Below are 26,757 nucleotides of genomic sequence, written 5' to 3'. Positions count from 1 at the left end.
CTGAAATACTCCCAACTATCTGATATATAGTATGAATATTCTAATTGGGGCAGATCAAGTCTACCATAAATGCTAAAATTGTCGCTTATTTCCGGTCGAAATAGTGACCGATGCTCACACCGAGTGAAACGTTCCATCAACCTGGTTTGTTTGAAACTGACCTGCTCTTGCAACTTGATCGTGCTGATCCACTGCTAAAACTGGCATTGGAAATACCGCGGCATGAGTTTGAGAAAGCATTTTCAATTCACTACACTGAAGGAGTAGGCGCACCCAGCAAGCCGATCCGGTTGATGGTTGGGTTATTGCTCCTGAAGCAATGGGAGAATTTGAGTGAAACGGTGGTGTTGTAGTGGAAACGCAATCTTGACTGCAGGCATTTTGCGGCATGAGGGAATTCCAGCGAAGATTGCCTTGCCACAGTACCAAACTGGTGCATTTTCGTAAACGCACCGGCGCTGAAGGGGTTGAGAGAATTTTCCGGATGAGCGTTGGTTTGCATGGGCATGCAGCGTTGGAAGATACGGTTCATATTGATACGACGGTGCAAGAAAAGAACATTACTTATCCGATAGATAGCAAACTGGCGATCAGAATCATTAATCGCTTGAACAAGATCGGTAAAGCATATGGCGTCTCTCAGCGGCGTACTTCGTCAAAGAAGTGAAATCATTGCGCTTGGCTATCCGGCATTTTCGTCACGTTACCAAAAGAGCGAAGGCAAAACTGGCACTCAAACGATTGAGAACCATTACCGGTATTTTGATACGGGAATTACGCAGAGAATTGCCGCAATACTGTTTGTTTGAGCGCTATCAAAAGGATTTTCTACTGTATGAGCGAGTTCTAAAGCAGCAGCCGAAGGATACAAACAAGATCTACTCGTTGCATGAACCGCAAGTGTACTGTGTGGCTAAGGGAAAAAACCATAAACAATACAAATACGGCAGCAAGACATCCATCGCCAGTACCGCGCAAGGTAATTTGATCGTTGGCGTGATCAGTCACGAACAAAACCAACATAACAGTCATACGTTACCGGAAATACTGCGTCATGTTGAAGCATCGCATGGCAGCGCAGCCAAACTTTGGCTGTTTTTTCGGCGGAGAAAAATAGCCATTATCTCAACCTGCTGATCAAAACTCCAATCAATGAATGTTATTTTCTCCAATCAGGGAAAATTTCAAATTCAATCTCCCCAAGATAATGATTGCGTGCTTTTTTTTAGAGGCGGCTATTTAATCATTCTCAGTTTTTTATCAAACAGAAGGAAACCTAATAGTTTTCCTTAGTTAATAATAATAGTTTCCTTGGTATACATCCTAATAGTTTCCTTGGTATATATTCCAATAGTTACCCTGGTATATGCCATATTAATTGCGATGAGATCGACTATCATTCTACTTTGAATTATCACGATCAGAAACATAAGGAAGAGATGAAACACATATCTAAAAATAATAATACGATGGCATTCGCAGCAATCGCAACGCTACTGATTTTTGTAGATTTGAATACTGCGTACGCTAATAGTCTAACCAATCTTTACCAACAAAGCGGCTTGGAATTCGGCGGCTGGATCAATGGCGGTGCAACCTATAATGCAAACAATCCTTCGGATGGCTTCAATGGCGCAGTTACTTTTGCGGATCGAGCTAACCGGTTTCAGTTAAACCAGCTCAATTTATATTTACAACGCAACGTCGAATCAGAAGGCACTAAATGGGATATCGGCGGCCGCTTTGATTTTCTATTTGGTACTGACGCTATCTATACACAGGCTTTTGGCATTTCCGCTTTCGATGAGAATACGGGTGAACCGTCGGACCGTGGCAACTGGGATCTCAATTTATGCTGTAACTCAACCCGCACTTATGGAATCGCGTTGCCCCAGGCTTATCTGGAGGCCTATATGCCGCTTGGCAATGGCCTTAATATTAAGGCTGGGCATTTCTATACACCACTTGGCTATGAAACAGTCCCTGCTCCAGATAATTTCTTTTATACCCGCGCTTATATTCTGAACAGTGGTGAACCATTCACGCACACCGGCTTTCTTGGCAGCTATACCATCAATCAAAACTGGATGGTACAAGGTGGTGCAACCACCGGCAGCGCGACCGGCGGTTGGGATGGTGGCTTTGATAAACAATTGGATAACTGGGGTGGTTTAGCGAATATCCTGTGGACCAGTAACGATAAAAGAACCTTGGCGCAACTTGGTGGAACCTATGGGCAAACAGCAGTGGGTGAACCCTGGATCATGTATAGCACTGTCCTACAGCATTGGATCACGCCCAAAACCCATATGGTATTACACCATACGCACGGCTGGGCCGCCAACATCAATCTGCCCGGAGGGATCCAGAATGCGGCATGGTATAGCATCAACACGCACCTCACGTACGACCTGCTCCGTGATTTGTCCATCGGTATACGTGCGGAGCGATTTCATGACCGGAATGGTTGGCGTGTTTTCTCACCTTATCGAATACTTTCCGCACTTAATAATAAGGGTGTCAGTTATGCAGGCAATATCCCTTTTATCAGTGCACCTGCAGATTATTACGCAGTCACGCTAGGCATGAACTGGAAGCCAGCAAAAAGGTTAGGAATAGGCTGGAAATCAGTGCGTAATATTAGTATTCGGAAAAATATTCGCTATGATAGAGCAGATGGTATTGATATGGCGTTCCGGCCATTTGATGGCAGAAAAGATCAATTCCTGTTCTCACTAGATGCAACTATTCCCTTCTGATTCTAGTCAGCGGAAATAGCAATAGGCTAGCAACTCTCTAAGCTGCGGAGTTTCAGGTAATCGTTTTATTCGCACAGATCATGAAGCAAACTTATCCTTTGAATTGAGCTCTTTAATGGTTTTCCTTAGGAAAAAACAATGGTTTCCCTAATAGGAAAACAATAGTTTCCCCAATATACACAGTCTATTAGCTAAGTTACGATGCCTACCGTTGGATTGTATTTATATCTGGAGGAATTTATCATGCAATCATTCAAATTCTCAGCAAAATTATCTGTACTTGCAATTGCCTTATTAGCTTTCGGCGCACAAATGAACGCATCTGTTGCTGCACAAACCGAGGTTGCTGGTAATGATCATCAAGCATTAGTCAAACATTACGAAAATTTAGCCAAGGAAGCAAAGGTAAGATTACAAGAGAATCTTGAAGTACTTAAAGAATATGAAGCACATCCCTATTATTTTGGGCGGCAAGGACAGGATGTGAGATCACATGCTTCAGCTAATATTCGCGAATACGAAAAAGCTCTAAAGGAAAATCTGGATAATGCTGATCTTCACAGAAGAATGGCAATGGAACAAAACCGTGATTTTACGACAGCAAAAACAGAACATTCTGGCAACAAGGGACTTTAAGCTCTAAGTAATATCAGTAACCACCGATTCCGGTCGGTGGTTCGGTTTCATCATTCAGCTCACCTAAATCACGTCACTAAAAACATTTATCACTTGAATCGGAATTGATGATCAAGATGCTCTGCAAGTAGATGAACTAATTGCAGATTCGCCAGTATGTATGTTATTTGATTTTAAAGCGATCACACTGTTACTGAGTGGATTGCGCCATTTGAATTACTGATTGCGCACCTGCTTCTGATAGCAATACGGTCAATCATATTGGTAACCAATATTGCACGCTGATCAGAGGTCAGCGATACGATCTTCTTGTCCTCGAGATTTTTCAATGCAACCTCCATTATGCCTACTGGACTATCAACCAGTTTCTGGCGTGCCATCACGACTGCTTCTACTTGTTGACGCCGTAACATTGCATTGGCAATCTCCGGCGCATAAGCAAGGTGCGCAATTTAGCCTCCTCGATCACATTGCCCGCGACATCGGCATGCTGCTGTATGGATTTGCGCAATAATTCTGCGATAGCATCCAAGTCAGTGCGCAAACTTTTTTACACCTTTCCACAGCTACACCAGAATCATCATAAGCATAGCTATTGGCAACCTGGCATACTGCAGATTCGCTCTGGATATGAAGATAATTCAGCGCACTTCAATATCGAAAACCGCCTTAGCGGTATTCTGCACTCGCCACGCGATCACTGCTGCAATTTCACTCGGGCTGCCGCGCTCATCATTTACTTTAAGAACCGGCGTATTCCAGTTATTAATACGTAGCGATACTCGCGTCTTACAATAAAACGGATTAACCCAGAAAAACCCGCTTTTACATACAGTCCCAGCGTGACTGCCGAAAAAAATCATCACAGCTGCTTGATTAGGTTCGAGCGTAAACAGGCTCTTACAGAAGAATAATGTTACTGCAAGCAGTAACGCTCCACCTATTAGCTTGACTGGCCCACCCGGTGTAGCTACCAAAAAAACTGCAAATAAAAATACGAGTAGTAATATCATCAACATTACCCAACCATTGGAACCGGAAATAATCTGCTCGTCGGTGCCAATGGCGTTGCTGCTTGATTCCTGGTTCAAAATCATTCTCCTTCTAAGTTTGCAGGTTTCAAAGCAAATTTGTGTCAACATCAGAATCACAATATGATTCAATATATTAACAAACTTGATCTGATTAACAATGTCAAAAAGAGACTTTTTACAACCTCATTCATATCAGCAAAGCCTCGTTCAATGCGTTAAAATATTTTAATGCGAGTCCGTTAGTACACGCCTCAGTTTAAACCACGTTAAATCGAGTACTTGTTATGCGTTCCATTCTTATTGGATTGTCTCTTATTTTTTTTACTTTATCCGTCATCATCACGTTTAAAGCATTAGAGCTTCCGGCCCCTACCCCTTTGACTCATACTCCTTTATCGGATAGATCTTTAACGGATGCGCCCTTAACTCATGCGCCTTCTTATCAGGATAGCCAGAAAGATGTAGCTTCCGAGTCAAATGATGCGGTCAAAAATTTAACTGAAACTCAAGATACCAATGCCCTTGTTACCGACCTGAAAGCAACCATCGCACAGCTTGAAGATAAGCTCAGAACGACAGAAAAAACTATTGAAAACATTAAAGCCGAAAGCGTCAAAACCGAAACCATTAAAACCCCAGATATTGAGAATCACCCTCCCCGCACTCTGACAGTCTTTAGCGGCCGGACATTTCGCCCCGGCCATGATGCCATCAATGAAGCTGCTGCTTCCAAGATTGAGAAATTGGTTAATGAAATATCTGTATTTCCAAACAGTCATATCTTGATAGAAGGACATACTGACAATATACCGACTGGTAAGCTGCACAGCGATAACAGAGATTTGTCATTACGCAGAGCAAAAACCATCGCAAATTTACTGATTTCCAAAGGAATACCGCGTGATCGGATATCTGTCAACGGTTATGGCGACACGCGCCCGATAGATACCAACAGCACAGAAGAAGGCAGAGCAAGAAACCGTAGAGTCGAAGTAAAGCTGACGTTTAGAGAAGGGGAAAATTAATGCACATATACACGCAGCACTTTAACCTCAACAAACTTCCGTTCGAAAACGTCCCAGATCCGCTATTTTTTTATAACAGTGGCGATCATGCGCGTATACGTAAGCAGATATCCGGATCCTTACAAAGCGGTCGGGGTTTAATCGTAGTAACGGGTCCGATCGGTTCTGGCAAAACAACTCTCAGCCAGATGATAAAAGCCGACTTTCCTGAAGATATCAAACTGATATGGATGGCTGAGCCACCCGCAAGCAGTGGTGATCTCTACTTGTATCTTGCACAGGAACTCGGATTACAGCCGCCATCATCTGAAAAAACCTTTGTGATGCGTGACATCCGGAATGCTCTTCTGAAGATTAATTCTGAAGGAGAAAAATGCTTAGTCATTATTGATGAATCACATCTAATGTCGGATGATGTTCTCAATGGCATTCGTTTGTTAAACAACCTTGAGGAAGGATCAGTTAAACTCATCCAGCTACTGCTCCTCGGTCAGGAAGAATTGATGGAAAAAATTAACAGACCTGCGATGGAACCCTTTAAACAACGGATCGCTGCACTCGAAACACTAGGAAGGATGAATGTTGAGGCAGTTCGTAATTATATCTCGCATCGTCTTAAGATAGCTGGCGGTACACCGGATCTCATATCAGACACAGGGTGGGAAGCAATTTCCATTGCATTCCATACTGGTGGAACGCCGCGCACTATTAATTCATTGTGTGACAGATCATTTAGTGTTGCCTTTGAACGCAATAAGCCTGTTGTAGACGCACATCATGTCTATGAAGCTACCCAACGGCTAGGATTGAGAACAGACGTCTTTCATTACATTATTTCATTGAAGAGTAAGGAAAGAAAAAGCCAGGAAATACAGGTAACTGCAGATCAGACTGTTCCGCAAACACCCGAAGCACCTCCAGCTGAAACTGCTGCATCTGAAGCACCACTATTTGAAACACCCGCTTCAATTAAGGAACCGTTCTCCTCCCCTATGGGCAGAAAAACGCGACCAGCAGTCAATGTAAAGGTTGACGAGGCTTCCCTCAATCCTGGAATAAACGTAGATGCCACTGATTCTTCCTATGAAGATATCGCTAACGTAATTAGAGCAAAATATAACCAGAAGAGCTTACAAATACCTGCCATGCTCTTGTCTATGTCCTTGGTAATGTTCGTAATGAGCCTCTTATTCTTCTGCCATCAAACCGACTCTGTCGGGTTTATCGGTTGCATGATGGATTTATTCAGCTTTTAGATCATTTTTCTTTGCGAAAAACCGGTTCTTGTAATCGATGGGTTATTGAATCTACCAGACGTCTAAATAGTGGCGACAGCACGAGTAAAACAACAAAACCAATTGGAAAGGCAATACTCCATGCATAAAGCCATTCTTTGATAAAAGCATCAGAGAAGCCAAGGTTCACTACGGTTACTGTCGCAGATACACAACCCGTCATAGTGGCTGACATTATTAAGCAATAGATACAATGCGTTAATATTTTCTGCTTCATACCAACTCTATATTTCAAATTTGATGTTGCAATTTTGCACTATTATCGTAAGTGAATCCGTGTAAAAAATATGTAAAATTATTTGGCTTGACTTGAAACTTTGTAGTCTATTGATCATACAGGAATCATTGTTGTGTTTTCAGTGCTTAAAACCTTCAGTGTAACAAGAATTCTCGGCTATCTAACATTCTCTGCAAGCTGGCTGGCGTTTGCTTACTTTTTTGGGCGACTGATTCCTGATCAGCAACTAGGGTTTGCTTTATTGGTGACATTCCTGTTTGGATTGCCTATTTACTTTGCAGCAATTTATGCTGTGACAATCCAAAGGATTTATCTTTCCATTCAGTTCAAAAGACTAGGTATTTTGCACTGGTTTTTTACGCGCCGAGTCCTGGCGTATATCTGGTGGTTGCTGTGGTCGATTATTTTTGCATTTTTACTGCTATTCTATTTGGGCGCAGCTGAAAAACGGGAATGGACGATCTTCTTCGCCGTCATCCCGATATTTGCCGTCATTTATGCTATTTTTTTCTCCGTTGCAACCCGCGAATACAAGCCCTATATCGCCGTGCATAAATCCTTAACCTGGTCGCGCTGGGTAACCGCGCTCGTAATGACAGTGCTTATTGTCGTATTTGCCAACCACACCGATACAAACCGTCGATACGCTTCTTTGACAGAAGCCGTCACGGTAGAAAGCCAGAAACTGAGTAGTACCACTCATAGTATTTTAATTCTTGAAACCAATCAGTTATTAGGCTTTATTGAAGGACTGAAACGTTTTGCGCTAGATAATCTTCATTCATTCAATGCTCTGCTTTATCTGGGTACTTTTTCTCTCGGCAGTTTGCTGTTTTTTTATAATGTGGCGCTTGGGATTTCCAGTTTTATGGTACCACTATCCGAATACCGCCGTGTACTAGGTCCGGTTCAAGATAGCGATCAGCCACCTGCTGTTTCGCCATCGGCTTGGGCGATTACGTCAGCATTAGTTACTTTCTTCGTTCTCTTCATTTATGTACCTTCGACTGTATACGTCGATGCCTGGCTACGCTCTAATCCGGAAATCGTGAAGGAAATTCACGAATCTCGACAAACCGTAATCGAAACGGTGGAAATGATCGGGGACAATTACTATAAACCCGGAACGACTGAGCAAATTGAACAGGCTTACCTTGATAGTCTTGGTAAGCTGGAAGCTTCGCTGGATAAATTGCGCGAAACTGCTGCCGCTGGTTTCAAGCAAATGGCTGAGAATGTGGATGACTATTTAGACTGGTATTACAGTCTGCCGGGAGAATATGAACGTATTGTAGCACTCGCCACAGGTATGCTGGAAAGCTGGATGGCTGAAAAATTGCAAAATTATCTGATGCAAGGCAATGCATTCGGCCCTGTGCAACAATCCATTGAAAACGTATTGCAAAATAACCAGCAATTACGCACCGAGCACCTACAAAGGGTCGAGCAAATATTAAGAGAAAATCGTATTGAACCTGCCGATAACTCGCAATTGGAAATTATCAGACATACTTCGTTGAATACGCTTAAGGAGCCTCCTGCGCACAGTGTCATCATAAATCTGGAGAATCGCATGTTGATCTCTGGCGGCTTGGGTACCGCAGGCGCAATCACCGGAGCAATTGCTGGTAAGATCACGGCCAAAGTTGCTGGTAAAGGGATTATCAAGCTTGGCGCGCAAGCCTTATTGAAAGTAACTGCCGGCAAAGCATTCAGCGCGGTGGGTGGAGCTGCAGCTGGCGCTGCCACAGGGATGGCGCTGGGATCATTCATTCCCGGCATTGGCACCGCAATTGGAGCGGCCATCGGTGGTATGATTGGCGGCATTACTATCGGATTAACCGTTGAAAAGCTTCTTCTGATGCTTGAGGAAGCCTTTTCACGAGAAGAATTTAAGCGTCAGATTCTGGAAGCGATTGAAGAAGAGCGCATTGAGTTTGAGAAATTCTTCAATAGCCCTGCCACATCGGATATACCGACAGACAATATGGAAGTTGAAATGCCCCCTAAATCTATTAGGCATGCTTAAGCAAGCAGATCAACGAGTCAGCAAATATAATAAACTTGGAATTTGAATGGAACACAACGTTGCACTGATTACTACGATTGCAGCCGGTTTTGGCTTGGCTTTGATTTTCGGCTTTATTGCAGAACGGCTTAAAACTCCTGCACTGGTGGGTTATCTGCTGGCCGGAATCGCTATCAGCCCTTCAACACCCGGGTTTGTTGCAGATGTCGAAATTGCTTCTCAATTGTCAGAAATCGGTGTCATGCTGCTGATGTTTGGGGTCGGATTGCATTTTTCGCTGGATGACCTGCTCTCTGTCAAACGTATCGCTGTACCCGGTGCTATTTTACAAATGGCCGCTGCAACCATTCTAGGCATGATTCTGGCTAACTGGTGGGGTTGGAGTTTCGGTGCTGGATTGGTGCTGGGTCTGTCATTATCCTGCGCCAGTACCGTAGTACTGCTGAAGGCGCTCGAGTCGCGAGGCCTTCTGGAAACCATGACCGGCCGAATTGCCGTCGGCTGGCTGATTGTTGAGGATCTGGTGACAGTTCTGATTCTGGTGCTATTACCTTCGTTTGCAACCATGCTGGGGGGATCAAATGGGACTGAAACTGAAGCGGATTCATTATGGCGCACGATAGGAATCACTTTGTTGTTGGTTTCAGCCTTTATCGCCTTGATGCTCATTGTTGGCCGTCGTGTATTGCCCTGGTTGTTGTGGCAAGTCGCCCGAACTGGCTCACGCGAATTGTTCACGTTGGCTGTCGTTGCCGTTGCTATCTGCATTGCGTATGGTGCCGCAGCGCTGTTCAATGTGTCTTTCGCACTGGGCGCCTTCTTTGCCGGCATGGTAATGCGCGAATCCAAATTCAGTCATCGTGCCGCCGAAGAATCCCTGCCACTGCGTGATGCTTTTGCTGTGCTGTTTTTTGTTTCCGTCGGTATGCTGTTTGATCCCGCTGTACTCGTCAAAGAACCCATGCGGGTTTTAAGTGTGGTAGCCATCATCATCGTAGGAAAATCGTTGGCCGCCATGTTGTTGGCTCTGATGCTGCGCTATCCGCTCAATACTGTACTGACAGTGTCCGCCAGCCTGGGACAGATTGGTGAATTTTCTTTTATTCTGGCAGGGCTAGGTTTATCACTTGGATTAATGCCTGCTGAAGGTATGAGTTTGGTACTTGCCGGCGCTTTGATCTCTATCGCATTCAATCCAATTGCATTTGCGGCCGTTGTGCCTTTCCGCAATTGGATACTGAAATACTCTGCGTTGGCACGCCAATACGAAAATCGTGATGATCCATTTGCTGAGCTACCCATGAGTACAGAACGCAAGTTTCTCGAAGAACAGGTTGTTCTCGTTGGTTATGGTCATGTAGGTCAGCGCATCGCCAGGGCTTTGAGCGAAAAAGATATTCCCTACATCGTAGCGGAACAAAACCGTGAGCTGGTACAAGATCTGCGTAAACAAGGCATCAATGCAGTGTCCGGTGATGCTACAGAGCCCTCGGTACTGATACAGGCGCATATCACGGATGCAGACATGCTGGTCATTGCAACGCCCGACCCACTGAATGTACGCCAGATGATCGATACCGCTCGTACATTAAACCCAGATATTGAAATTGTGTTACGCACTCGCAGTGAGGATGAAACAAACTTATTACGCAAAGACAAGATGGGTACAGTATTCTTTGGTGAAGAAGAGCTTGCCAAAAATATGACTCATCACATACTGGATCGCTTCAATGCAAAATCAGAACCTGGCCATCAAAAAAGCTGATCTGGATTTTAAGACTAAAACTGCTTACTTTATAATATACAAACTTTTATGGGATGGATTAGTACAATGACAGAACAATTTTATGTTGGAATTGATCAGGATGACAATGAAGGGCTCACGCATCTTGGCCGCATCGTGCGTGATGCCTGGGTGTTTGGTATTCTGCCTGAAACAGAAACCTGCGCAGGCTGGAGCAGTGCACAGATGCAAGTGTTATATGAAAAAGTCTATGTAGCCTGGGAGCCGTATGCCCACCTGCCCAGCCGCTTACCGGATGAATTGCGCGATCGGCATACACAGTTATATATGCAGGCGATTGCTAATGCCAAGGAAAAAGGCTGGGATACTGAGTTGAACGATGATGATTAGTTTTTTGCCGGAAAGTTGATTATCCGTGCCGGGCCATCCAGCCTGTTTTTACTATTTAATATTTGCAGTGCCGCTGGAAATTCGCTTTGCAGGCGTGCCATGATCGCGGACATGTCTTCACGGTAATAAATAGCTTGATAGGCAACTGGTTGATCCAAAGCATCACGGGCTTGCGGATTAAAATTTTGCCACGCAATATCAATCCAGCACCTCCTTTCCCCGTCAATAAAAACAAATTCTTCGCTATCCACAATTGCCATATATTGCATACTGCGAATAGGAACGAACAGATGCTTGGTAGCACAACGCGCCAATAAAGTAATCGCCAAATTATAAGTATTTGCCGGCAAGTGACGCACCTCTCGGCTAATTTCAGGATCTCGATAACAAGTAATTTCCATAGCATTAGTCAAAGATGGGTTAAGAAGCATATCCAATATTACACGAATGCAAGAAATAATTTCACATGTATTAAAGATATGCGTAGAAATAAACTTTCACCTAATACCTGTACTCGAACCATTTAAGGCTACGATCGAATACACATTAAGAAGAATATCTGATTAATATATTTCAATGAAAAATTATTTTTCTCCCTACCATCTGATATTTTTCGTTTTTCTACTAAGCATCTTGTTAATGCTTATCCAGCTGGAGCTACTGTCATTTGCTTTTACGAAGCTGGGCTTGTCACCAACATTTGGTCTGACGGTACTATTTCTTTCTTTGCTGGGCAGCGCTATTAATTTGCCAGTGGCGCGCCTCAAGAGCAATCTACCGATGCAGAAATTCACACAACCCGTGTACTGGGGATTACTCAGAATTCCAGTGCAGCGGTTTCACAGAGAAACTCTGGTTTCAATCAACCTCGGTGGTTGCTTGATACCGACCATGCTGTCAATTTATTTGTTTTCTAACAGTACGCTTAGTTTATTTTCCACATTGCTGGGCATCGCTACCATCAGTTTGATCAGCTACCTTTTCAGCCGCCCGATTCAGGGACTTGGCATTGGCATGCCGATACTGGTCGCTCCCCTCAGTGCGGCACTGGTTGGCCTGTTAATCAGTCCGGAACAAAGCGCGCCTCTTGCGTATATTAGCGGCACACTGGGTGTATTGATCGGCGCTGATCTACTGCATCTGAAAGATATCTCCAAACTTGGGGCACCTTATGCATCTATTGGCGGTGCAGGCACTTTTGATGGTATTTTCATCACAGGCATTGTTGCTGCGTTGCTCGCATGATCATGAAATTACCGACCGCAAGAAGATAATCAATCAAAGGAATGAAACAATGAAATTATCTATGGTAATCATCACAGGCTTTATTTACGTGTCCACCATAATATAAGTGAAATCACGATGGAAATTAACAAGCCAGTCATCAAGGGAAAATGGAAACTGAAGTTTTCACGCTCAATGTGAATATCACCTGGCAATCGACCCAATGGTAATTGTGAAATCCAAGGCCACGCGATACCTAACAATAATAATATAATTCCCAGAGTAATCAGTAGTTGTTGCATAATCTTTCAGCTTAGAACATCTCTTTTATTGCTCTACATCAACACATACTAGCAAAGGGATTATTCACATTCAACTCATGCCTGTACTACAGGCATTTATGCAATTATATAGCAACATTATTGATGCCGATGATGCCCGAGTATGAATAGCATTGTAGAACAATCGTCTATAATACAATATATCAATTGATCAATTTATCTGAGGTCTTATAAATGAGTAACTACGTACAGCGCTTTCTTTTAGAAAATCTGGACATACGTGGCGCCGTGGTACATCTTGATTCCGTATGGCAAGAAATGCTATCAGGTCGCAATTATCCGCAACCTGTCATTCAGTTAGTAGGAGAAATGAGTGCAACCACACTCCTCTTGAGTGATAATCTGAAACAGACCGGCCGTTTAACCATTCAATTGAATGGCAGTGGCCCGGTTTCCATGCTGGTTATCGACTGTAACGAAAGTATGCACATACGAGGCATGGCGAAATGTGTACAGCAAATTGAACCGCAACCGGTACCCGAATTACTTGGCTATGGCCAATTATTATTGACATTGGATATGCCCTCCATGCGCGAATCTTACCAAAGCATCGTTCCACTGGATGGCAATAATATCACTGAAATTTTTGAGCATTATTTCAAACAATCTGAACAATTGCCGTCGCGCCTTTTTCTTGCTACTACAAATCAGACTATCTTCGGTTTGCTGTTACAAAAATTGCCAACCGCCGACCAACAGGATCCGGATGGCTGGGTACGTGCTGAAGCGCTAGCCGCGACGGTTAATGATCAAGCCTTATTTCATCTCGCTGCTGAAGAAATATTAACCCGCCTGTTTTTTGAAGAAACTATCCGTATTTTTGACGCACAAACCGTCCACTATGGCTGCAATGAAGATCCGGCAAAAATTTATACCATGCTGCGCTTACTGGGTCGTAAAGAAGTAGATTCAATCCTGAAGGAATTTGGTGAGGTGATTATCAATGATGATATTTGTAATCGTGAATACCGCTTGGATGCATTAATGATTGATGCCATATTCCGCGAAGCCGGACCGACAATTCACTAAATTGTATTACATATAAAGCATATCCATTACTGCATAAATTCAATTGGATGAACTCAGTTCCGCATCAGCTTTGTGATTAAAACCCCTTTCTCTGCAGCCACAGCCATGATCAAAGCCGCACTGCTCATCAAGTCTTGCCTGAATTCCACTGGCTTCCATCAGTTCAAGAATTTCTTTAACTAACTGCGGCTGAGCGGTGCAGCATACTGAATTTGGTGAGCCATTTATCATTTATTTCTCTACCGCTTATGAACTTGAAGTCCCAATACCTTTGATTTATTGATTTGTGTGTGGGAAAACAGTGCTTACTGATGTTTGATAGAAAGCTAAATCAACCTGAATTCAGCAAACAACGGTATATGATCCGATAATCGGCGCCAAGGTGCGCCATGTAAATGCATGCAATTAACAACCGCGAGGCCGCGGAAATAAATACGATCCATTGATAATACAGGTAACCAGGCAGGAAAAGTACGTGCATAAGAACCATGAGTATTTTTAAAAACTTCCTTAACACCTAAATCATGATGCAAGTAATATTCAGCGCGGCCACGCCAATCATTAAAATCACCCGCAATAATTAGTGGTTCATCGGATGGCACATGGGATCTGATGCGTTTAGCCAGCGTTGAGAGTTGCTGCTCTCTTTCCAGTCCAAATAAGCCAAGGTGGACGCAAATAACATGAATTTTCTGATCGGTTCCAGGAATCTGAATTGCGCCATGCAACAGGCTACGACTGGCTGATCGTAGCATGGAGACATTGATATTCTCCCATTCGACAAACGGATATTTGCTCAGGATAGCATTGCCGTGATGCCCCGATTTATAAATCGCATTCTTTCCATAAGCATGATGATGCCAAACTTGATCAGCAAGAAATTCAAATTGCCGATTGCTAGGCCAATTGTCAAAATGGCTTTTGGATATGTTACGTTCGCCATGCACTTCTTGCAAAAAAACAATATGAGCATCAATATGGCGTAGTGAATTCTTGATCTCATGCAGAATGAAACGCAAATTGGTCGCGCTAAATCCCTTGTGAATATTATAAGTCAGAACTTTTATTGATGTGCCAGACATAAGGTTTTAGAATTTTCGCGCTCTTTACAAGTCATAATTGTAGTGAATTTCTTGTTACCTATTTCGATTACACAGTAATAATTGAATTTTAGCCATGCATTATTATGATGAGCCATGCTAAAGACCAACTAATTAATTTGCCTAACTTGATTAGCCTGATGCGAATATTAATGGCACCAGCGCTGTTTTACTTTGCCTTTACTCAACAACCCTACTGGTTCATTGGCGTATTACTATTGGCAGTATTTACGGATGTACTGGATGGCTTTCTTGCCAGAGCATTGAACCAGATAACCGAGGTGGGTTCCCGCCTTGACAGCTGGGGTGATTTCATCATTTATTCAACCATGGCCATTTGTGCATGGATATTATGGCCGGACATCATACTACGAGAAAAGCTTTCTTTCACTATTATTGTATTAAGCTTTACATTGCCAGTATTGATCAGTTTTATCAAATTTCATACCGTTAGTAGCTATCACACATGGAGTGTAAAGCTCGCGGTAGCAGTCACTATTATCAGCTATATTTTACTTTTTACTGGCCTACTTGACTGGCCGTTCCGAATAGCGGCCTTATTTTGTCTGTATGCGGCCACTGAGGAGATTGCTATTACATTGTTAATTCAGCATGAGCTTGTGGATATCAGAACAGTATGGCAGGCATTAAAATACAGGCAGGAGAAAACTCCAACTAAGGAGGCTTTAGGAAAAAATCAAAATGCCGAAATTAATTGATGGATGTTCGATAGAAACAGTCATCAATAATGACATGTGCTATTAAATTAGCTGAATTATCTAATTATTATCATCATATTGAAACACAGTGTATGATCATGTGTCTTAAAAGCGGAAAATCATCGTTGACTCTCCCCATCTTATCATTTAAAGAAAAAAACAAGCCATGCACAGTGCATCCGATATTAAAATCCTGATCCTCGATGACGACACCTTTATGCTCAAGCTCCTGACTCGGATGCTAGTTAAGCAAGGCTATACTTCTGTAAGTTCCTGTGACAATGGTCGCGATGCACTCAAAATGATCGATAATACTGCTACCTGCCCCGATTTGATTCTGCTCGATCTCAATATGCCGGATATGGATGGCATTGAATTTGTGCGTTATCTGGTCGACCGGCAATATCATGGCGATCTTATTTTAGTCAGTGGTGAGAATGAACGTATGTTAAGAACTGCTGAGAAATTGGTTCATGCACATAAAATACCGATGCTTGGCTATTTGCATAAACCTGTTAATCCCGATAAGTTGACCGAAATAATGAATATGTGGAAGCCTCATTCTTTAGAAAGCCAGCCACAACCCAATAAAAAAATTTACAGCGCCGAAGAATTAAGGTCTGCCATTTCCAACTACGAACTTGTGAACTATTATCAGCCGAAGGTATCCGTAGCAACGGGTGAAGTGATAGGTGTAGAAACACTGGTACGCTGGCATCATCCAGTCGATGGTTTGGTATTTCCAGACCGGTTTATCAGTATTGCCGAAGAAAGTCATCTCATTAATGAACTGACCACCTCTGTGCTAACGAATGCATTTACGCAAGCCAAACTATGGCACCAAAGCGGACTGACTCTGCGCGTAGCCATTAATGTCTCAATGGATAACCTGACATCGTTGGATTTTCAGGATCTCGTGGTCAAGTTGGCGACTGATGCCGATCTGCCACCCCAAAAAATTGTGCTAGAAGTAACCGAGAGTCAATTAATGAGCGCTGATGCACGAATTCCACTTGAAATTCTGACTCGACTGCGTCTCAAAAGGTTTCATTTATCGATTGATGATTTTGGCACCGGACATTCATCGTTGGCCCAATTACGGGATATTCCTTTTGATGAACTCAAGATCGATCAGGGTTTTGTTCACCGCGCGTGGATGGATGACACTCTGCGGGCTATTTATGACGCCAGTTTGTCCATGGCAAAACAATTAGGTATGGAAACTGTTGCAGAAGGCGTTGAAGATCAGAAGGATTGGGAATTCTTACGTCAAACCGGATGCGATCTAGCGCAGGGTAATTTTATTTCCAGGCCACTGCAGGCTGCCGATTTTTCAAATTGGATGAAAGGTTGGGAAGATCGGGTGCACAATGGATTAATCACTAGCTCTGCACAATCTTAATCGCCCTTTCTATTCTTTTCGTACAGGGACCCTAGATATGTTTCAACTTTAATAACTTCTGCATCAAAACTTAGCAATAATTCCGCCACTGCTTGCTTGTCATTCCTCTTACCTGCCTGTTCAATTTTTGCACACAACTCACCTAACGTAAGTGCACCTACTGAACGTGATGAGGATTTAAGTTTATGCGCAATTGAACCAACTGTTGCAAACTGCTGCGCTTGATAAGCAGCCCGTAACTCTAAAATATGTTTTTCTAGACTAGCGCGATAATCCTGTAACATTTCTTTAATGGTTTCCGGATCATCTCCTACTAATTTCTCAAGCACATGGATATCAACCGGAATCAGCATTGATTCCGCTTCAGAAGTGAATATGGAAGGTTGAACAGGTGGTTCGGTTTCTGCAACGAGCTTACTCTTACTGCCTGATAGATGCTTTTCTAAAATTAGTCGTAAGTCTTCAAGTTGCGCTGGCTTACTTAGATAGTCATCCATACCAACGCTCAAACAGTGATCCTTTTCGCCTTTCATTGCATTCGCAGTAAGTGCAACAATGGGAATATGTTTCTGGTCAGTTTCTTGAGTGCGGATATTCTTGGTCAACTCAAAACCATCCATTTCAGGCATATGCAAATCTGACAGTAGTAAAGCGTAATCTCCGCTCTGCCAACGTTTTAGCGCTTCACTTCCGTCACTGGCGATATCTGCAGCATAACCGAGTAAGTCAAGTTGCTGCCTGATTACTTTTTGGTTAATATCGTTATCTTCGGCTACCAATATCAGCTTACCTTGCCGCAAGCCTTCTTCACGTGAAACAGGCACAGGCCTTGATTTAAGTGCCTCAGTAGATGGCATTTTCTCCTCACTTGTACCGACTCTTCCAGCAGCAATGGCAATTGCCCGAAGCAAGGATTGGCGATACATGACATCCCCATCCAGTGTGACAATATCGATATCTTCAATACGTGCTTGCCGACGGCGACCTCGTTTGATGATGATAAAGTGGGGTTCTACATCAGACCGCAAAGCAGCAGATCCAGCTTTGACTGCGCTCTTTAATACCGTAGAGCGTTCTGCAAATGCAGCACGTAGTTCCTCAATGGAAGGTGCTTCTTGTTGTCCGGCATCTATCACCACCACCCATAAGCCAGGAACCAGACTCTGAATAAGCTGGCGAACTGAGCCCAAATCAGGTGCCTGTTCGACAGTCGCTCCAGCACTGCTCAGATAAATAGCCAGGTCATTGCTCATACCATCTCCGTTGCCTAATATTAGGCAGTGTAGACCGGTGAGATCATCCATCTTACTACCTGTGACGGGAGTAGCCGGTAAAGGTTTAAATGGCATCTGGATAATAAACGTGGAACCCTGCTGGAGCTCACTTTGTACTGCTATTTCTGCATCCATCAATTCAGCCAGATGATGAGAAATAGCCAATCCGAGCCCGGTTCCTCCAAAACGTCTTGTGGTTGAGGCGTCACCTTGTGAAAAGGATTTAAAAAGCTTTTCCTGGGTTTCTTTACTCATTCCGATACCATTATCAGTGACCTGAAATGTGACGACAACCTGATCAGGCTTAGATTCAGTCAATAATACCCGCACCGATACCTTGCCTGTTTTTTCCGGTCTACTTGAAAACTTGATCGCGTTATTAATGATATTGACAAGCACTTGACGTAAACGCAATGGATCTCCCAACACATTTTCCGGGATTGCAGGATCAATGAACAGGGTCAGCTCCACTCCTTTACTGAGTGCCAGGTGCGCCAGCATGCCACAGGCATTTTCTACCACACTGGTCAGGCGCATAGGAATTTTTTCTATTTCCAGTTTGCCTGCTTCAATTTTAGAAAAATCAAGAATATCTTCAATAATAGCCAGCAAAGCGTACGCTGAGTCCCGTATTAAATTGGCCATTTCCATTTGATAACCGCTGAGACTGGTTTGCCTTAGCACATCGACCATCCCAATCACGCCGTTCATTGGCGTGCGGATTTCATGACTCATGGCAGCAAGAAATGCAGATTTGGCTTTGTTTGCCTGTTCAGCCTCAATTCTGGCCTGCTTTAAATCCTTCATGATGCGCACATGCTCACGAATATCACGCATCACTCCTGTGAAGTGGCGCTTTTCTCCGACAAAATACTCACTGACTGCCAAATACAATTCGATACGTTCACCGCTCCTGTTAATACCTACAACTTCTCGACCAAGACCAATACCATGTGAGCCAGATAAGTAGGGACGACCGATATACTCTTGACCATGCCCGGTATGGCAATAATTTTCCATATAACCTTGATGCTTGCTGCGATCTGGCTCGGGCATGAGGATCGACACATTCTGCCCAATCACCTCGTCATGACCATAACCGAATAGCTTTTCCATCACAGGATTGGCCGAGAGAATCGTGCCTTTTTCATCCGTTGTAACGACGCAATCCACCATGTGCTCAACAACAGAGCGCATTTCTTCTTCCTTAATGGCCAAAGATACATTCGCACGCTGCAAATCAGCAGTTCGCTCGGTCACGCGATGTTCCAGTTCCTGATTAAGCTGCAGCAGATTGTCTTCTGCCTTGTCACGCTCCTGATTGCTGGCATTCAATCGCTCCACCATCGTATTGTATGTGTTTGCCAATTGTCTCATCTCATCCCAGCCCTCAATCGCAACACGTTGGTGTAAATTGCCTGCACAGATTTCCAAGGCACTTTGATTTAGATTTTTTAAGGGATTCACAACACGGCGGTTAAACAGCACGGCTCCCAATAGGGCAGTCAGTAATGTCAGAGCCAGAAGCACTAAGCCGACAAAATGTACCTTGTTCACAGAGGCAAATGCTTCATCCACATCAATGTGTACTACAATGCCCCATTTCATAAGTGGCAGGTAGCGCCATGCCGCAACCACTTCCTTACCTCGATAATCTAAGGTCAACCCTCCTCCAGATTCACCATTGAGTGCACCTTGCATGGCTTCGGAAGAGGGTGGCACATTAAGAGGAATTCGGCGCTTTAAGGCAGCTCCAGGATCAAACTTTAGTGGCGCCATTACCAATGCAGTCTGACTATCTTCAAAGCGCGCCACAACCGTTTCGCCACTATCCGTCAATCCCACATTATTGGATATGACGGCATTTACACGTTCACTGTATATCTGTAACCCTAGTACACCTTTTATTTCTCCATTGATGATAATGGGTGCTCCCACGAATGCAGCGATGGCATCATTGGATGGTTCGTAAAATTCGAAGTCTGAAATACTGCTTTCTGAATGCTTTAACACATAGCGGGCAACTTTGCCCAGCCCCGTGTCACGATAGGGGCCTGTAAACAAATTCGTTGCAAAATCAGACTCATGCGCGTCTGAGTATACGATATCGCCTTTCAAAGAAATCAGAAACAAATCGTAATATTTTGCTTCCTCCACGAAGCGGCGAAAATTCGCGCGGTAGGTGGCATCCAGTTGACGATACTCATCAGAATCGACGCCACTTTCTTCAAAGATTCTGGTAAATTCAACGATGGCATCATAGGTTGTTTGGGCATCACGTAACAAACTTGCGTCAAGTAAGCGTTCCTTCAGGTAGCTTTCGATTTGCTCGACCTTTTTATCTGCGATCGCGGAGACATTGCGGATAGCTGACTTTTTAATTTCTTTTTCAAAGGTGTGCAGCAGGCTATTACCAATGACTAATATTGGCAGCAAAGAAACTAATGTAAACCAAACAGCGAAACGCTGTGTGAGCGAAGTAAATTTCATCAATTTCTCCTTACAGTAACTGCAGCAAAACTTGATGGATTACTTTTTAAAAAGATCACCTTTCCTACCAGTATCAGATTAACTCATTAAGAACATCATACCATGGCAGGAAGGTAGTTTAGTTTTTATAGGGTTAAGCACTTGCTTCTAGGGCGAAAAGATAAGCCATTGGAATAAATTATGAAGAATGATCATGCAAATGCACCAGACTTCCTTTCGCAGTATTGCAGTGTTCTATGCTTTAACTGATTAATTAAGAATTAGGCAGCGCTTTTGTTGCACTCCCATCTGATTCCAATAGTGATAGATCGAGCCCTTCAATTTCCTGCAACGATTTCCCTGCAATCCCTTGTAGATCCCCATACATGCCAACCGTCGCGCCCATCACGCGATCAATCTGCTCCTCACGCTTGGCCCATTGCTTCATAATGGCTTTCTTTTCTCTATCGAGATCTTCTTTCATCGTAGAAAAAGCTTCAACAATGGCTTCCACGCGCTGTCGGAAACGTGGACCGGTAAGATACTGATAAATCATTTCAGTTTTAGTCTGTTGACCTTCAGATGACTGGCGTGCCAAAGCAATTTCCAGCAATGACTGACGCAAAATCATGGCAACGGGTAAAGCGGCACGCGGATGAGTTACCCAGACGCCATCAATCATTTCGAAAGTATCAATACTTTTCGGCAATACATGGCTTACGATTACGGCGATTTCGGCTTTTGCGGTCCGCTGGTCATCACGAAGTTTTACCAGCCAGGCATCGCTCCAGTGCTTGGTACGTTTGAATTCCCATAAAATAGTCCCGCCGGGTTGGCCGCCCGTGCCGAAAACGCGGTGCAATACATCTCCACCGTATTCACCCTTGGGTACAGGTTCGATAGCATCAAAAGCAAATTTGCTACGCAGCAGGTTTTCAAGTTCCAGTTCCAGTACTTCACCTTGCAATTGCTGGGAGCCCTGCTCGGCCCTGCGTTTGAGATCCTCAATCTGCTTTTGCATTGCGGCAATGAGTTGTTCTTTCTCCATTACCCTCAGTTTCTGCTCGTCTTCAGCTTCCTTTCGAGCAAGCGTACGAATTCCGGACAATTCAGCCTGTACTCGCTTTTCTATCGTAAGCTCCAGTTCACGTCTAGCATCGTCGAGCTCACGCTGCTTCTTGAGAAGCTCAGTTTGTGCATTTTGTGCCTCAGCCAATTTCTCATCACGGGCTTTAAGCACTTCTTGTAGCTCTGCCAGCTCACGCGCTTTGCTTTCTAATTCGACAGCACCAGCCTGCCTGGCTTTCCTGGACTCCTCCGCAACAACACGGACACGCTCAACTTTTAATTGCTCTGCTACTTGAACAGCTACCTGATCTTCAAATTTGCGCTTTTCTTCTGCCAGTTGTTTCTCTTTTTCGCGTATAGCCTGCTCGCGCTGGATAATTTCACTGTCTTTCTGTGTCAGTTGTTGCTCAAACTGCTTGCGAGTAGATTCAATCAGCGGTGCTGCCAATGATTCAGTTAGCTTGATCTGTGTTTTGCAGTTCGGGCAAATAATCGTGGGTTCTGTCATAAATTCATCTTGCCATACTAAACAAAATCATATTGATGTAAATGATAGTCAAAGGATTAAAATCGAAATCAAATAATCTCACTGATTAAATGGCTTGTTGTACTCATAAAACCTGCAACAGCAAGAAAAATGATGTCGTACAGCAAGCTAAAACCTGCCACGGTAACCACTGCCACTGCAGGTGATACACACGGCGGATAACTCGAACTGCTCCGAACTAACTTTTGCCGTTATTGCGATAGCAGCAAGCAATGATAACCATTAATCCGACCAGCAGGAGGATAGCACTACTAGGCTCTGGAATTGGGCTTATGCTAAGATTTCTTCCGCTTGCAAAAAACCAAAGCTCTCCGTAGTCGTGCGGGCTTTTTGCGATACTCTGAACATCATAAGTTACTTTATATCCGGTAAATGTAACACTTTGGTCAGTCGTCAAGAAATCGATCAACTGTGGCCCGAGATGTGCAAGACCATGGCTTTGGGTGCCCAAATGATATAGAGATGATGCACCACCCGTTCCGGAGAATCCGGTAAACTCAATAGTGGCATTATTAATTGTGAAACTACTATCGTTATCTCCTGCTGATAGCCACCCACGAAAAACTTCATTTCCATCACCCATGGTAAGTGAGGCATTGTTGGCAAAAGAAACATTCAGTTCCACATGGTCACCATTGGCTATCGTAGCTGTACCGTTGTTGAACGGTTCAGTCGCATTGAGACCCTCTCTTATTAAGTCATAAGTTGTATTGATTATTACTGCACTGGAGCTAGCTTGAGTAGCGAACAGTAAACTCAATCCTGCTACAACACTTATGAGTATTTGCTTGATTTGCATAAAACCCTCCATGTTTGGAAATAGTTAAAATAAACTTTAACTCTAATGGCGCGCCAATTATCTATTACAGTGAGAGACCAGTCGTATTTGCTTAGAAAAATTGACTTATATTGACTTATTATCAGCAAAGAATAGCCTAGACACTAGCCGCAAATAGGCACTTAAACCAATCTGTTACTAATGTAACATCACATATTCCATATAAGACAAGAAAACTGCACCTGTTCCGCAGCCAGAAATTTGGAGTAATTGAAATATAGATTCAATAATAAGGTTAATCTGCTCAGATAGCCAATAATTTATCAATATTCCGATGAAGATTTAACCTCAGTCCCCTACTCATCATTCAACTTTCACTGGTTGCACCTGCATCGGCCAAATTCCCTTTTCTATCGCGTGCCGATCATCGAATGCAATATAGCTCTGTCGCCCATAATGCGGCAGCGGACGTATCAGTGCTTCAAGCGAAGCGGCATTTTGTGCGGAAACGATAGCCAGTGAAGCGCCGCTGGCGCGTGCAAGTGTCCAGACTTGTGCTGTGCCTTTAGCGCGAATTTCATCAGGAGTGGATGGCAAGTTTCTGGCGGCAAGCCAGGCATCGATTTCAGGCTGCAGGCCAATGATCAGGGTGGGAACTGCGAATGGCTGCTGCTCGGCTGCAATGATCTTTGGCGATCGCTGCTGCAATTTACTAGCAAGAGTCTCTGCGATCTTGCGGACCTCGTCTTTATCAGACAATACCATGGTTTCTGTAGCAGGGTTGACCATCACCTCACGCAGAATCGGTGGCGCTTCACCAAGTGCGAGTTGACGAAATAAGCGCAAATCCGGATCAAGCGAGACAGACAACGGTTGATCCGATAATGTCAGCACGAAAGTCTGCTGGTCTTTGTATAAATCGAACCAGTGGGTTTCTGTTCTTTCCTGACTCTGGATAGCAATTGGCACGCGCAGCTGATAGGTCGGTGTAGATTGTCTCAGTGTAAGACTTAACTCATAGCCTGATCCTGCCGGGTTACTTCTCGCTTCGCTAATAGTGATGGATGGTGCACCAGTACGTTCCAGCCATTGAGCAAAGAAAGGTTGCAGATTTTGTCCTGAGACCATTTCAAATATTTTCTGCAGATGCTGCCACGAGGTAATTTTAAAGCGTTGTGTACTCCATAACCCTTGGATAGCGCGATAAAAAATCGCTTCACCCAGATAATCCCGCAGCATAAAGAACAGCATCGCAGCTTTATTGTAACCGACAATCTTCGATGCGCTATGGGTACGCGATGTAAATGCCGTAAGCGGTGCATCCTGATCTAATTGCAATGCAGCAAAATCACGCAACCAGCCCAAGCGCATTTCGTGCGCGGCTTCGCTGCTTTCCTGTTCTTTATATGCATAATCGGCCATAAAAGTGGTCAGCCCTTCCGACCAGTTACCGCGGCGATAATCTGGATAAACACCGTTCCCCCACCAGTTATGCAGCACTTCATGACCCAACGAAATATCGCGGATAAATGGCAACTGCAGCACGTTGATGCCCAGATAAGTCAAGGTGGGCATACCAAAACCGGTTGGCGTGGGGCTGGATACGATGCTGAATTCGCTATACGGATACTCGCCTATCCAGGTCTCATACATTGCCAGATATCGTTTGACGGCATCCAGATAACCGCGTGATAGATTGCTAATTTGCGGATGGAAATAAGTGCGCAATTGAATCGGTCGGCTCTTGATACTTTGATGCGTTTGTGTTTCAACCACATAGGGTCCAGCCATTAAATCAATTCCTTCAGCTGCAAAAGGAAATTCGAAAATTGCTTGATACCCTTGCGCCGATTCTCTTTCTTCGATCAGGCGACCCGCTACCAAACCTCGCTGACCGGCGGGCAATTCCAATTTGACTTTATAACGCGCCAATTCATTCATAATGCGTGGATACCAATCTGATGCATCGGGTAGAAATGTGCCGGCTTCACCACTAACTGCGATAGGCCTAGCTAAAGTTTGCGAATGATCCAGTGAAGTGTTCAATTGCGCCAATTTGCCACGCCAGTGAATCTCGAGCTGGTGCTGTTGATTGAGATCCGGCGGAATGTGCCAGGCGTGAAGTTGATCGGCATGCTCACGACCACTGCCCAGTGCAAAGCCATTGAACAATGCCTGTGTTACTTCATAACCCTGTCCTAACACCAGCGTGAGTTTCTTCGATCTGTTAATTGTAATGATGCTTTTACCTTCGATAGTACGAGCAATCGGATCGATCCGGACCGTCATATCATAATCAATTTCATTATGCTTGAAATTGATAGCAAAAGCAGGCTGAGTGATGAAACAGGCTAATAAAAGAAGGAAATAAATTTTGATAAATAGGCGGCCAGTCATAAGTTCATGTTATACCCATTAATGCGGCAATGCCGGGAACTTGGCAACAATCTGCATCTCTTGGTCATCCCTTCGGATCTTGAGTGGCAACCAAGTACCTGGCGCCTGACGTTTTACGATGGTGATCACATCCTCGGTGTTTTTAATCGGCACGCCGGCCATTTCAAGAATCACATCGGCATCCTGAATCTGGGTAGATTCAGCAATACTGTTTTTCTCGACCTGCAGCACAAGAGCACCTCCTCGGGCTATTTCATAACGAATTCCCAAGCGCTGAAATTGCGGCTGTGCAGATGCAGCCGTATACGGTAAAGCACCGAATACGGCATCTGCCACACCTTTGACGAGGTGTTTGCAGGATTTGCCACTGTCCCATGGCAATAATGCCACGACATCCTTAATACCTAAATCTTGCAATTGATGCGTGACACCAAAACCATGAAGTACATGGCCTGTACCCATCACACCGACAATTAGCGGTTTTTCCGCACCAACCGATCCTGCCACCGCCTGTTGTAGTATTTGTGCCATTGCACGATCCCACAGTTGTTGCCCGGCTATAAAACGTCTGAAATCAGGATCATCCTGGGTAATTTCTCCCTCTTTCTTGTCTTTGCGATCATGCTGTTTATAAATTGGTAATAAGAAATCCACATAGGCTTGACTGGGCTCAGCAGGACGCGTCAACCCTTCGCGTTCTTCTACCGGAACACCATAAAAACCATTCTTAGCTACCTGATGACGCAAACTAGGCTCAATATTCAACGCAAGCATTGGGATATGATTCATGCGCGCAAAATGAAATAATGGCAAATAAAGATTAGCATCCGTGCTCCAAACCCGATCCCACTCAGCAGCCTGCAGGAATTCTTTTTCGCTCAGCTCACCAGCCACCCATTGATCCAGCACTGCTTGCACTCGCCGCGGAAACATTTCAAACCCAATCACCATATTAGGACGCACTGTATGCAAAGCAATCAGTGTTTGCAGTTGCCAACGGTGATGATCTGCATTGACATGGGTTTCACCCAACAGCACAATCGATGCTTTCGCGGCACGCGTAATCACATCCTGCTGCGTGGTCTGGCCAGAGCCTGGAATAACCCAACTCCCCAACCCCACGCAATTGCTGGGTATTGGTTTTTTCGCAGGCTTGATTTCAGCCCAGGCATTATTCCAACACAGGCTCAATAGCAATATGGTCAAACTCAAGATTCTGTTGCGTCGGGTTGTATTAAAATTTGTCATGTTGATTTCCT

Annotated in this window: 26 protein-coding genes; 15 read left to right on the top strand and 11 right to left on the bottom strand. The window is 44.1% G+C overall.

The window, feature by feature from the left end; translation table 11 throughout:
• The first annotated feature begins 110 nt into the window (after positions 1–110).
• The 6 genes from BM021_RS16015 to BM021_RS15175 all read left to right on the top strand — a co-directional run bounded on the left by BM021_RS16015 (position 111) and on the right by BM021_RS15175 (position 3,909).
• The gene (locus BM021_RS16015) at positions 111–353 is read left to right on the top strand and encodes a transposase (protein ID WP_256207780.1); all 243 of its coding nucleotides are present in this window, start codon (positions 111–113) and stop codon (positions 351–353) included.
• 35 nt (positions 354–388) lie between these two features.
• On the top strand, positions 389–667 hold the full coding sequence (locus BM021_RS16010; RefSeq protein ID WP_256207779.1) for a hypothetical protein: 279 nt from the start codon (positions 389–391) through the stop codon (positions 665–667).
• Positions 664–1,137, top strand: coding sequence for a hypothetical protein (locus BM021_RS16005; protein WP_256207778.1), 474 nt, complete (start codon positions 664–666; stop codon positions 1,135–1,137). The genes BM021_RS16010 and BM021_RS16005 overlap by 4 nt, the downstream gene beginning before the upstream one ends.
• Positions 1,138–1,439: 302 nt before the next feature.
• Positions 1,440–2,759, top strand: coding sequence for a porin (locus BM021_RS05020; protein WP_090719524.1), 1,320 nt, complete (start codon positions 1,440–1,442; stop codon positions 2,757–2,759).
• A 243-nt stretch (positions 2,760–3,002) separates the two neighbouring features.
• The gene (locus tag BM021_RS05015; protein ID WP_090719522.1) at positions 3,003–3,395 is read left to right on the top strand and encodes a hypothetical protein; all 393 of its coding nucleotides are present in this window, start codon (positions 3,003–3,005) and stop codon (positions 3,393–3,395) included.
• A gap of 328 nt (positions 3,396–3,723) precedes the next feature.
• Positions 3,724–3,909, top strand: coding sequence for a hypothetical protein (locus tag BM021_RS15175; protein ID WP_143074295.1), 186 nt, complete (start codon positions 3,724–3,726; stop codon positions 3,907–3,909).
• Between the two features lie 127 nt (positions 3,910–4,036).
• Here BM021_RS15175 and BM021_RS05005 read toward each other — a convergent pair whose 3' ends face one another.
• Positions 4,037–4,486 (bottom strand): SPFH domain-containing protein, encoded by a 450-nt coding sequence (locus BM021_RS05005; protein ID WP_177186298.1) that lies wholly within the window; start codon positions 4,484–4,486, stop codon positions 4,037–4,039.
• Between the two features lie 227 nt (positions 4,487–4,713).
• On the opposite strand from BM021_RS05005, the gene BM021_RS05000 reads away from it, so the two are divergent.
• A complete protein-coding gene (locus BM021_RS05000) occupies positions 4,714–5,454 on the top strand; it encodes an OmpA family protein (RefSeq protein ID WP_090719516.1) in 741 nt (246 codons plus the stop codon).
• Positions 5,454–6,710, top strand: coding sequence for an ExeA family protein (locus tag BM021_RS04995; RefSeq protein ID WP_090719515.1), 1,257 nt, complete (start codon positions 5,454–5,456; stop codon positions 6,708–6,710). The genes BM021_RS05000 and BM021_RS04995 overlap by 1 nt, the downstream gene beginning before the upstream one ends.
• 1 nt (position 6,711) lies before the next feature.
• Here BM021_RS04995 and BM021_RS04990 read toward each other — a convergent pair whose 3' ends face one another.
• Complete coding sequence (locus tag BM021_RS04990; protein ID WP_256207777.1) at positions 6,712–6,924, bottom strand: DUF2798 domain-containing protein; 213 nt, start codon at positions 6,922–6,924, stop codon at positions 6,712–6,714.
• 175 nt (positions 6,925–7,099) lie between these two features.
• Between BM021_RS04990 and BM021_RS04985 the strand changes: the two genes are divergently transcribed.
• From BM021_RS04985 to BM021_RS04975, 3 genes are all read left to right on the top strand, one after another.
• On the top strand, positions 7,100–9,016 hold the full coding sequence (locus BM021_RS04985; RefSeq protein WP_090719511.1) for a hypothetical protein: 1,917 nt from the start codon (positions 7,100–7,102) through the stop codon (positions 9,014–9,016).
• Positions 9,017–9,062: 46 nt separating this feature from the next.
• Positions 9,063–10,781, top strand: a complete 1,719-nt coding sequence (ybaL, locus tag BM021_RS04980) for a cation:proton antiporter domain-containing protein (protein ID WP_090719509.1) — start codon at positions 9,063–9,065, stop codon at positions 10,779–10,781.
• Positions 10,782–10,847: 66 nt separating this feature from the next.
• Complete coding sequence (locus BM021_RS04975; protein WP_090719506.1) at positions 10,848–11,150, top strand: hypothetical protein; 303 nt, start codon at positions 10,848–10,850, stop codon at positions 11,148–11,150.
• Here BM021_RS04975 and BM021_RS04970 read toward each other — a convergent pair.
• Positions 11,147–11,551, bottom strand: a complete 405-nt coding sequence (locus tag BM021_RS04970) for a hypothetical protein (RefSeq protein ID WP_090719503.1) — start codon at positions 11,549–11,551, stop codon at positions 11,147–11,149. The genes BM021_RS04975 and BM021_RS04970 overlap by 4 nt on opposite strands.
• Before the next feature lie 286 nt (positions 11,552–11,837).
• Between BM021_RS04970 and BM021_RS04965 the strand changes: the two genes are divergently transcribed.
• Positions 11,838–12,395 carry a DUF1614 domain-containing protein gene (locus tag BM021_RS04965; protein WP_256207776.1) on the top strand — a complete coding sequence of 186 codons (558 nt, stop codon included), beginning with the start codon at positions 11,838–11,840 and terminating at the stop codon, positions 12,393–12,395.
• An 80-nt stretch (positions 12,396–12,475) separates the two neighbouring features.
• Here the strand turns inward: BM021_RS04965 and BM021_RS04960 are convergent, their stop codons facing one another.
• The gene (locus BM021_RS04960) at positions 12,476–12,676 is read right to left on the bottom strand and encodes a DUF2905 domain-containing protein (RefSeq protein WP_090719499.1); all 201 of its coding nucleotides are present in this window, start codon (positions 12,674–12,676) and stop codon (positions 12,476–12,478) included.
• A gap of 213 nt (positions 12,677–12,889) precedes the next feature.
• Here BM021_RS04960 and BM021_RS04955 point away from each other — a divergent pair, with 213 nt between their 5' ends.
• On the top strand, positions 12,890–13,744 hold the full coding sequence (locus BM021_RS04955) for an Hsp33 family molecular chaperone HslO (protein WP_090719497.1): 855 nt from the start codon (positions 12,890–12,892) through the stop codon (positions 13,742–13,744).
• Between the two features lie 39 nt (positions 13,745–13,783).
• On the opposite strand, the gene BM021_RS04950 is transcribed toward BM021_RS04955, so the two are convergent.
• Together BM021_RS04950 and BM021_RS04945 are read right to left on the bottom strand one after the other, a co-directional pair.
• Positions 13,784–13,975 (bottom strand): hypothetical protein, encoded by a 192-nt coding sequence (locus BM021_RS04950; RefSeq protein WP_090719495.1) that lies wholly within the window; start codon positions 13,973–13,975, stop codon positions 13,784–13,786.
• Positions 13,976–14,070: 95 nt separating this feature from the next.
• Positions 14,071–14,826, bottom strand: a complete 756-nt coding sequence (locus tag BM021_RS04945; RefSeq protein ID WP_090719492.1) for an endonuclease/exonuclease/phosphatase family protein — start codon at positions 14,824–14,826, stop codon at positions 14,071–14,073.
• A gap of 104 nt (positions 14,827–14,930) precedes the next feature.
• Between BM021_RS04945 and BM021_RS04940 the strand changes: the two genes are divergently transcribed.
• Together BM021_RS04940 and BM021_RS04935 are read left to right on the top strand one after the other, a co-directional pair.
• Positions 14,931–15,563, top strand: coding sequence for a CDP-alcohol phosphatidyltransferase family protein (locus BM021_RS04940; protein ID WP_371116134.1), 633 nt, complete (start codon positions 14,931–14,933; stop codon positions 15,561–15,563).
• A gap of 166 nt (positions 15,564–15,729) precedes the next feature.
• Positions 15,730–16,965 carry an EAL domain-containing response regulator gene (locus BM021_RS04935; protein WP_090719488.1) on the top strand — a complete coding sequence of 412 codons (1,236 nt, stop codon included), beginning with the start codon at positions 15,730–15,732 and terminating at the stop codon, positions 16,963–16,965.
• Here BM021_RS04935 and BM021_RS04930 read toward each other — a convergent pair.
• The 5 genes from BM021_RS04930 to BM021_RS04910 all read right to left on the bottom strand — a co-directional run bounded on the left by BM021_RS04930 (position 16,962) and on the right by BM021_RS04910 (position 26,746).
• Positions 16,962–20,729 (bottom strand): ATP-binding protein, encoded by a 3,768-nt coding sequence (locus BM021_RS04930; RefSeq protein WP_090719487.1) that lies wholly within the window; start codon positions 20,727–20,729, stop codon positions 16,962–16,964. The two genes, BM021_RS04935 and BM021_RS04930, sit on opposite strands and share 4 nt — an antisense overlap.
• A gap of 253 nt (positions 20,730–20,982) precedes the next feature.
• On the bottom strand, positions 20,983–22,284 hold the full coding sequence (locus BM021_RS04925; RefSeq protein WP_090719485.1) for a DUF2130 domain-containing protein: 1,302 nt from the start codon (positions 22,282–22,284) through the stop codon (positions 20,983–20,985).
• 217 nt (positions 22,285–22,501) lie between these two features.
• Positions 22,502–23,122: a PEP-CTERM sorting domain-containing protein gene (locus tag BM021_RS04920; protein WP_090719483.1), complete on the bottom strand. Its 621-nt coding sequence runs from the start codon at positions 23,120–23,122 to the stop codon at positions 22,502–22,504.
• Between the two features lie 342 nt (positions 23,123–23,464).
• Entirely contained in the window at positions 23,465–25,390 is a 1,926-nt protein-coding gene (locus tag BM021_RS04915; protein ID WP_256207775.1) for a M1 family metallopeptidase, read from the bottom strand.
• 126 nt (positions 25,391–25,516) lie between these two features.
• Positions 25,517–26,746, bottom strand: coding sequence for a ChaN family lipoprotein (locus tag BM021_RS04910; RefSeq protein WP_090719479.1), 1,230 nt, complete (start codon positions 26,744–26,746; stop codon positions 25,517–25,519).
• Positions 26,747–26,757: the final 11 nt, after the last annotated feature.

It is taken from the genome of Nitrosomonas sp. Nm166 (assembly GCF_900112825.1).
Classification (GTDB): domain Bacteria; phylum Pseudomonadota; class Gammaproteobacteria; order Burkholderiales; family Nitrosomonadaceae; genus Nitrosomonas.
Note: the sequence above shows the minus strand (reverse complement) of the source record. Positions and strands in the feature narration are given on the sequence as shown.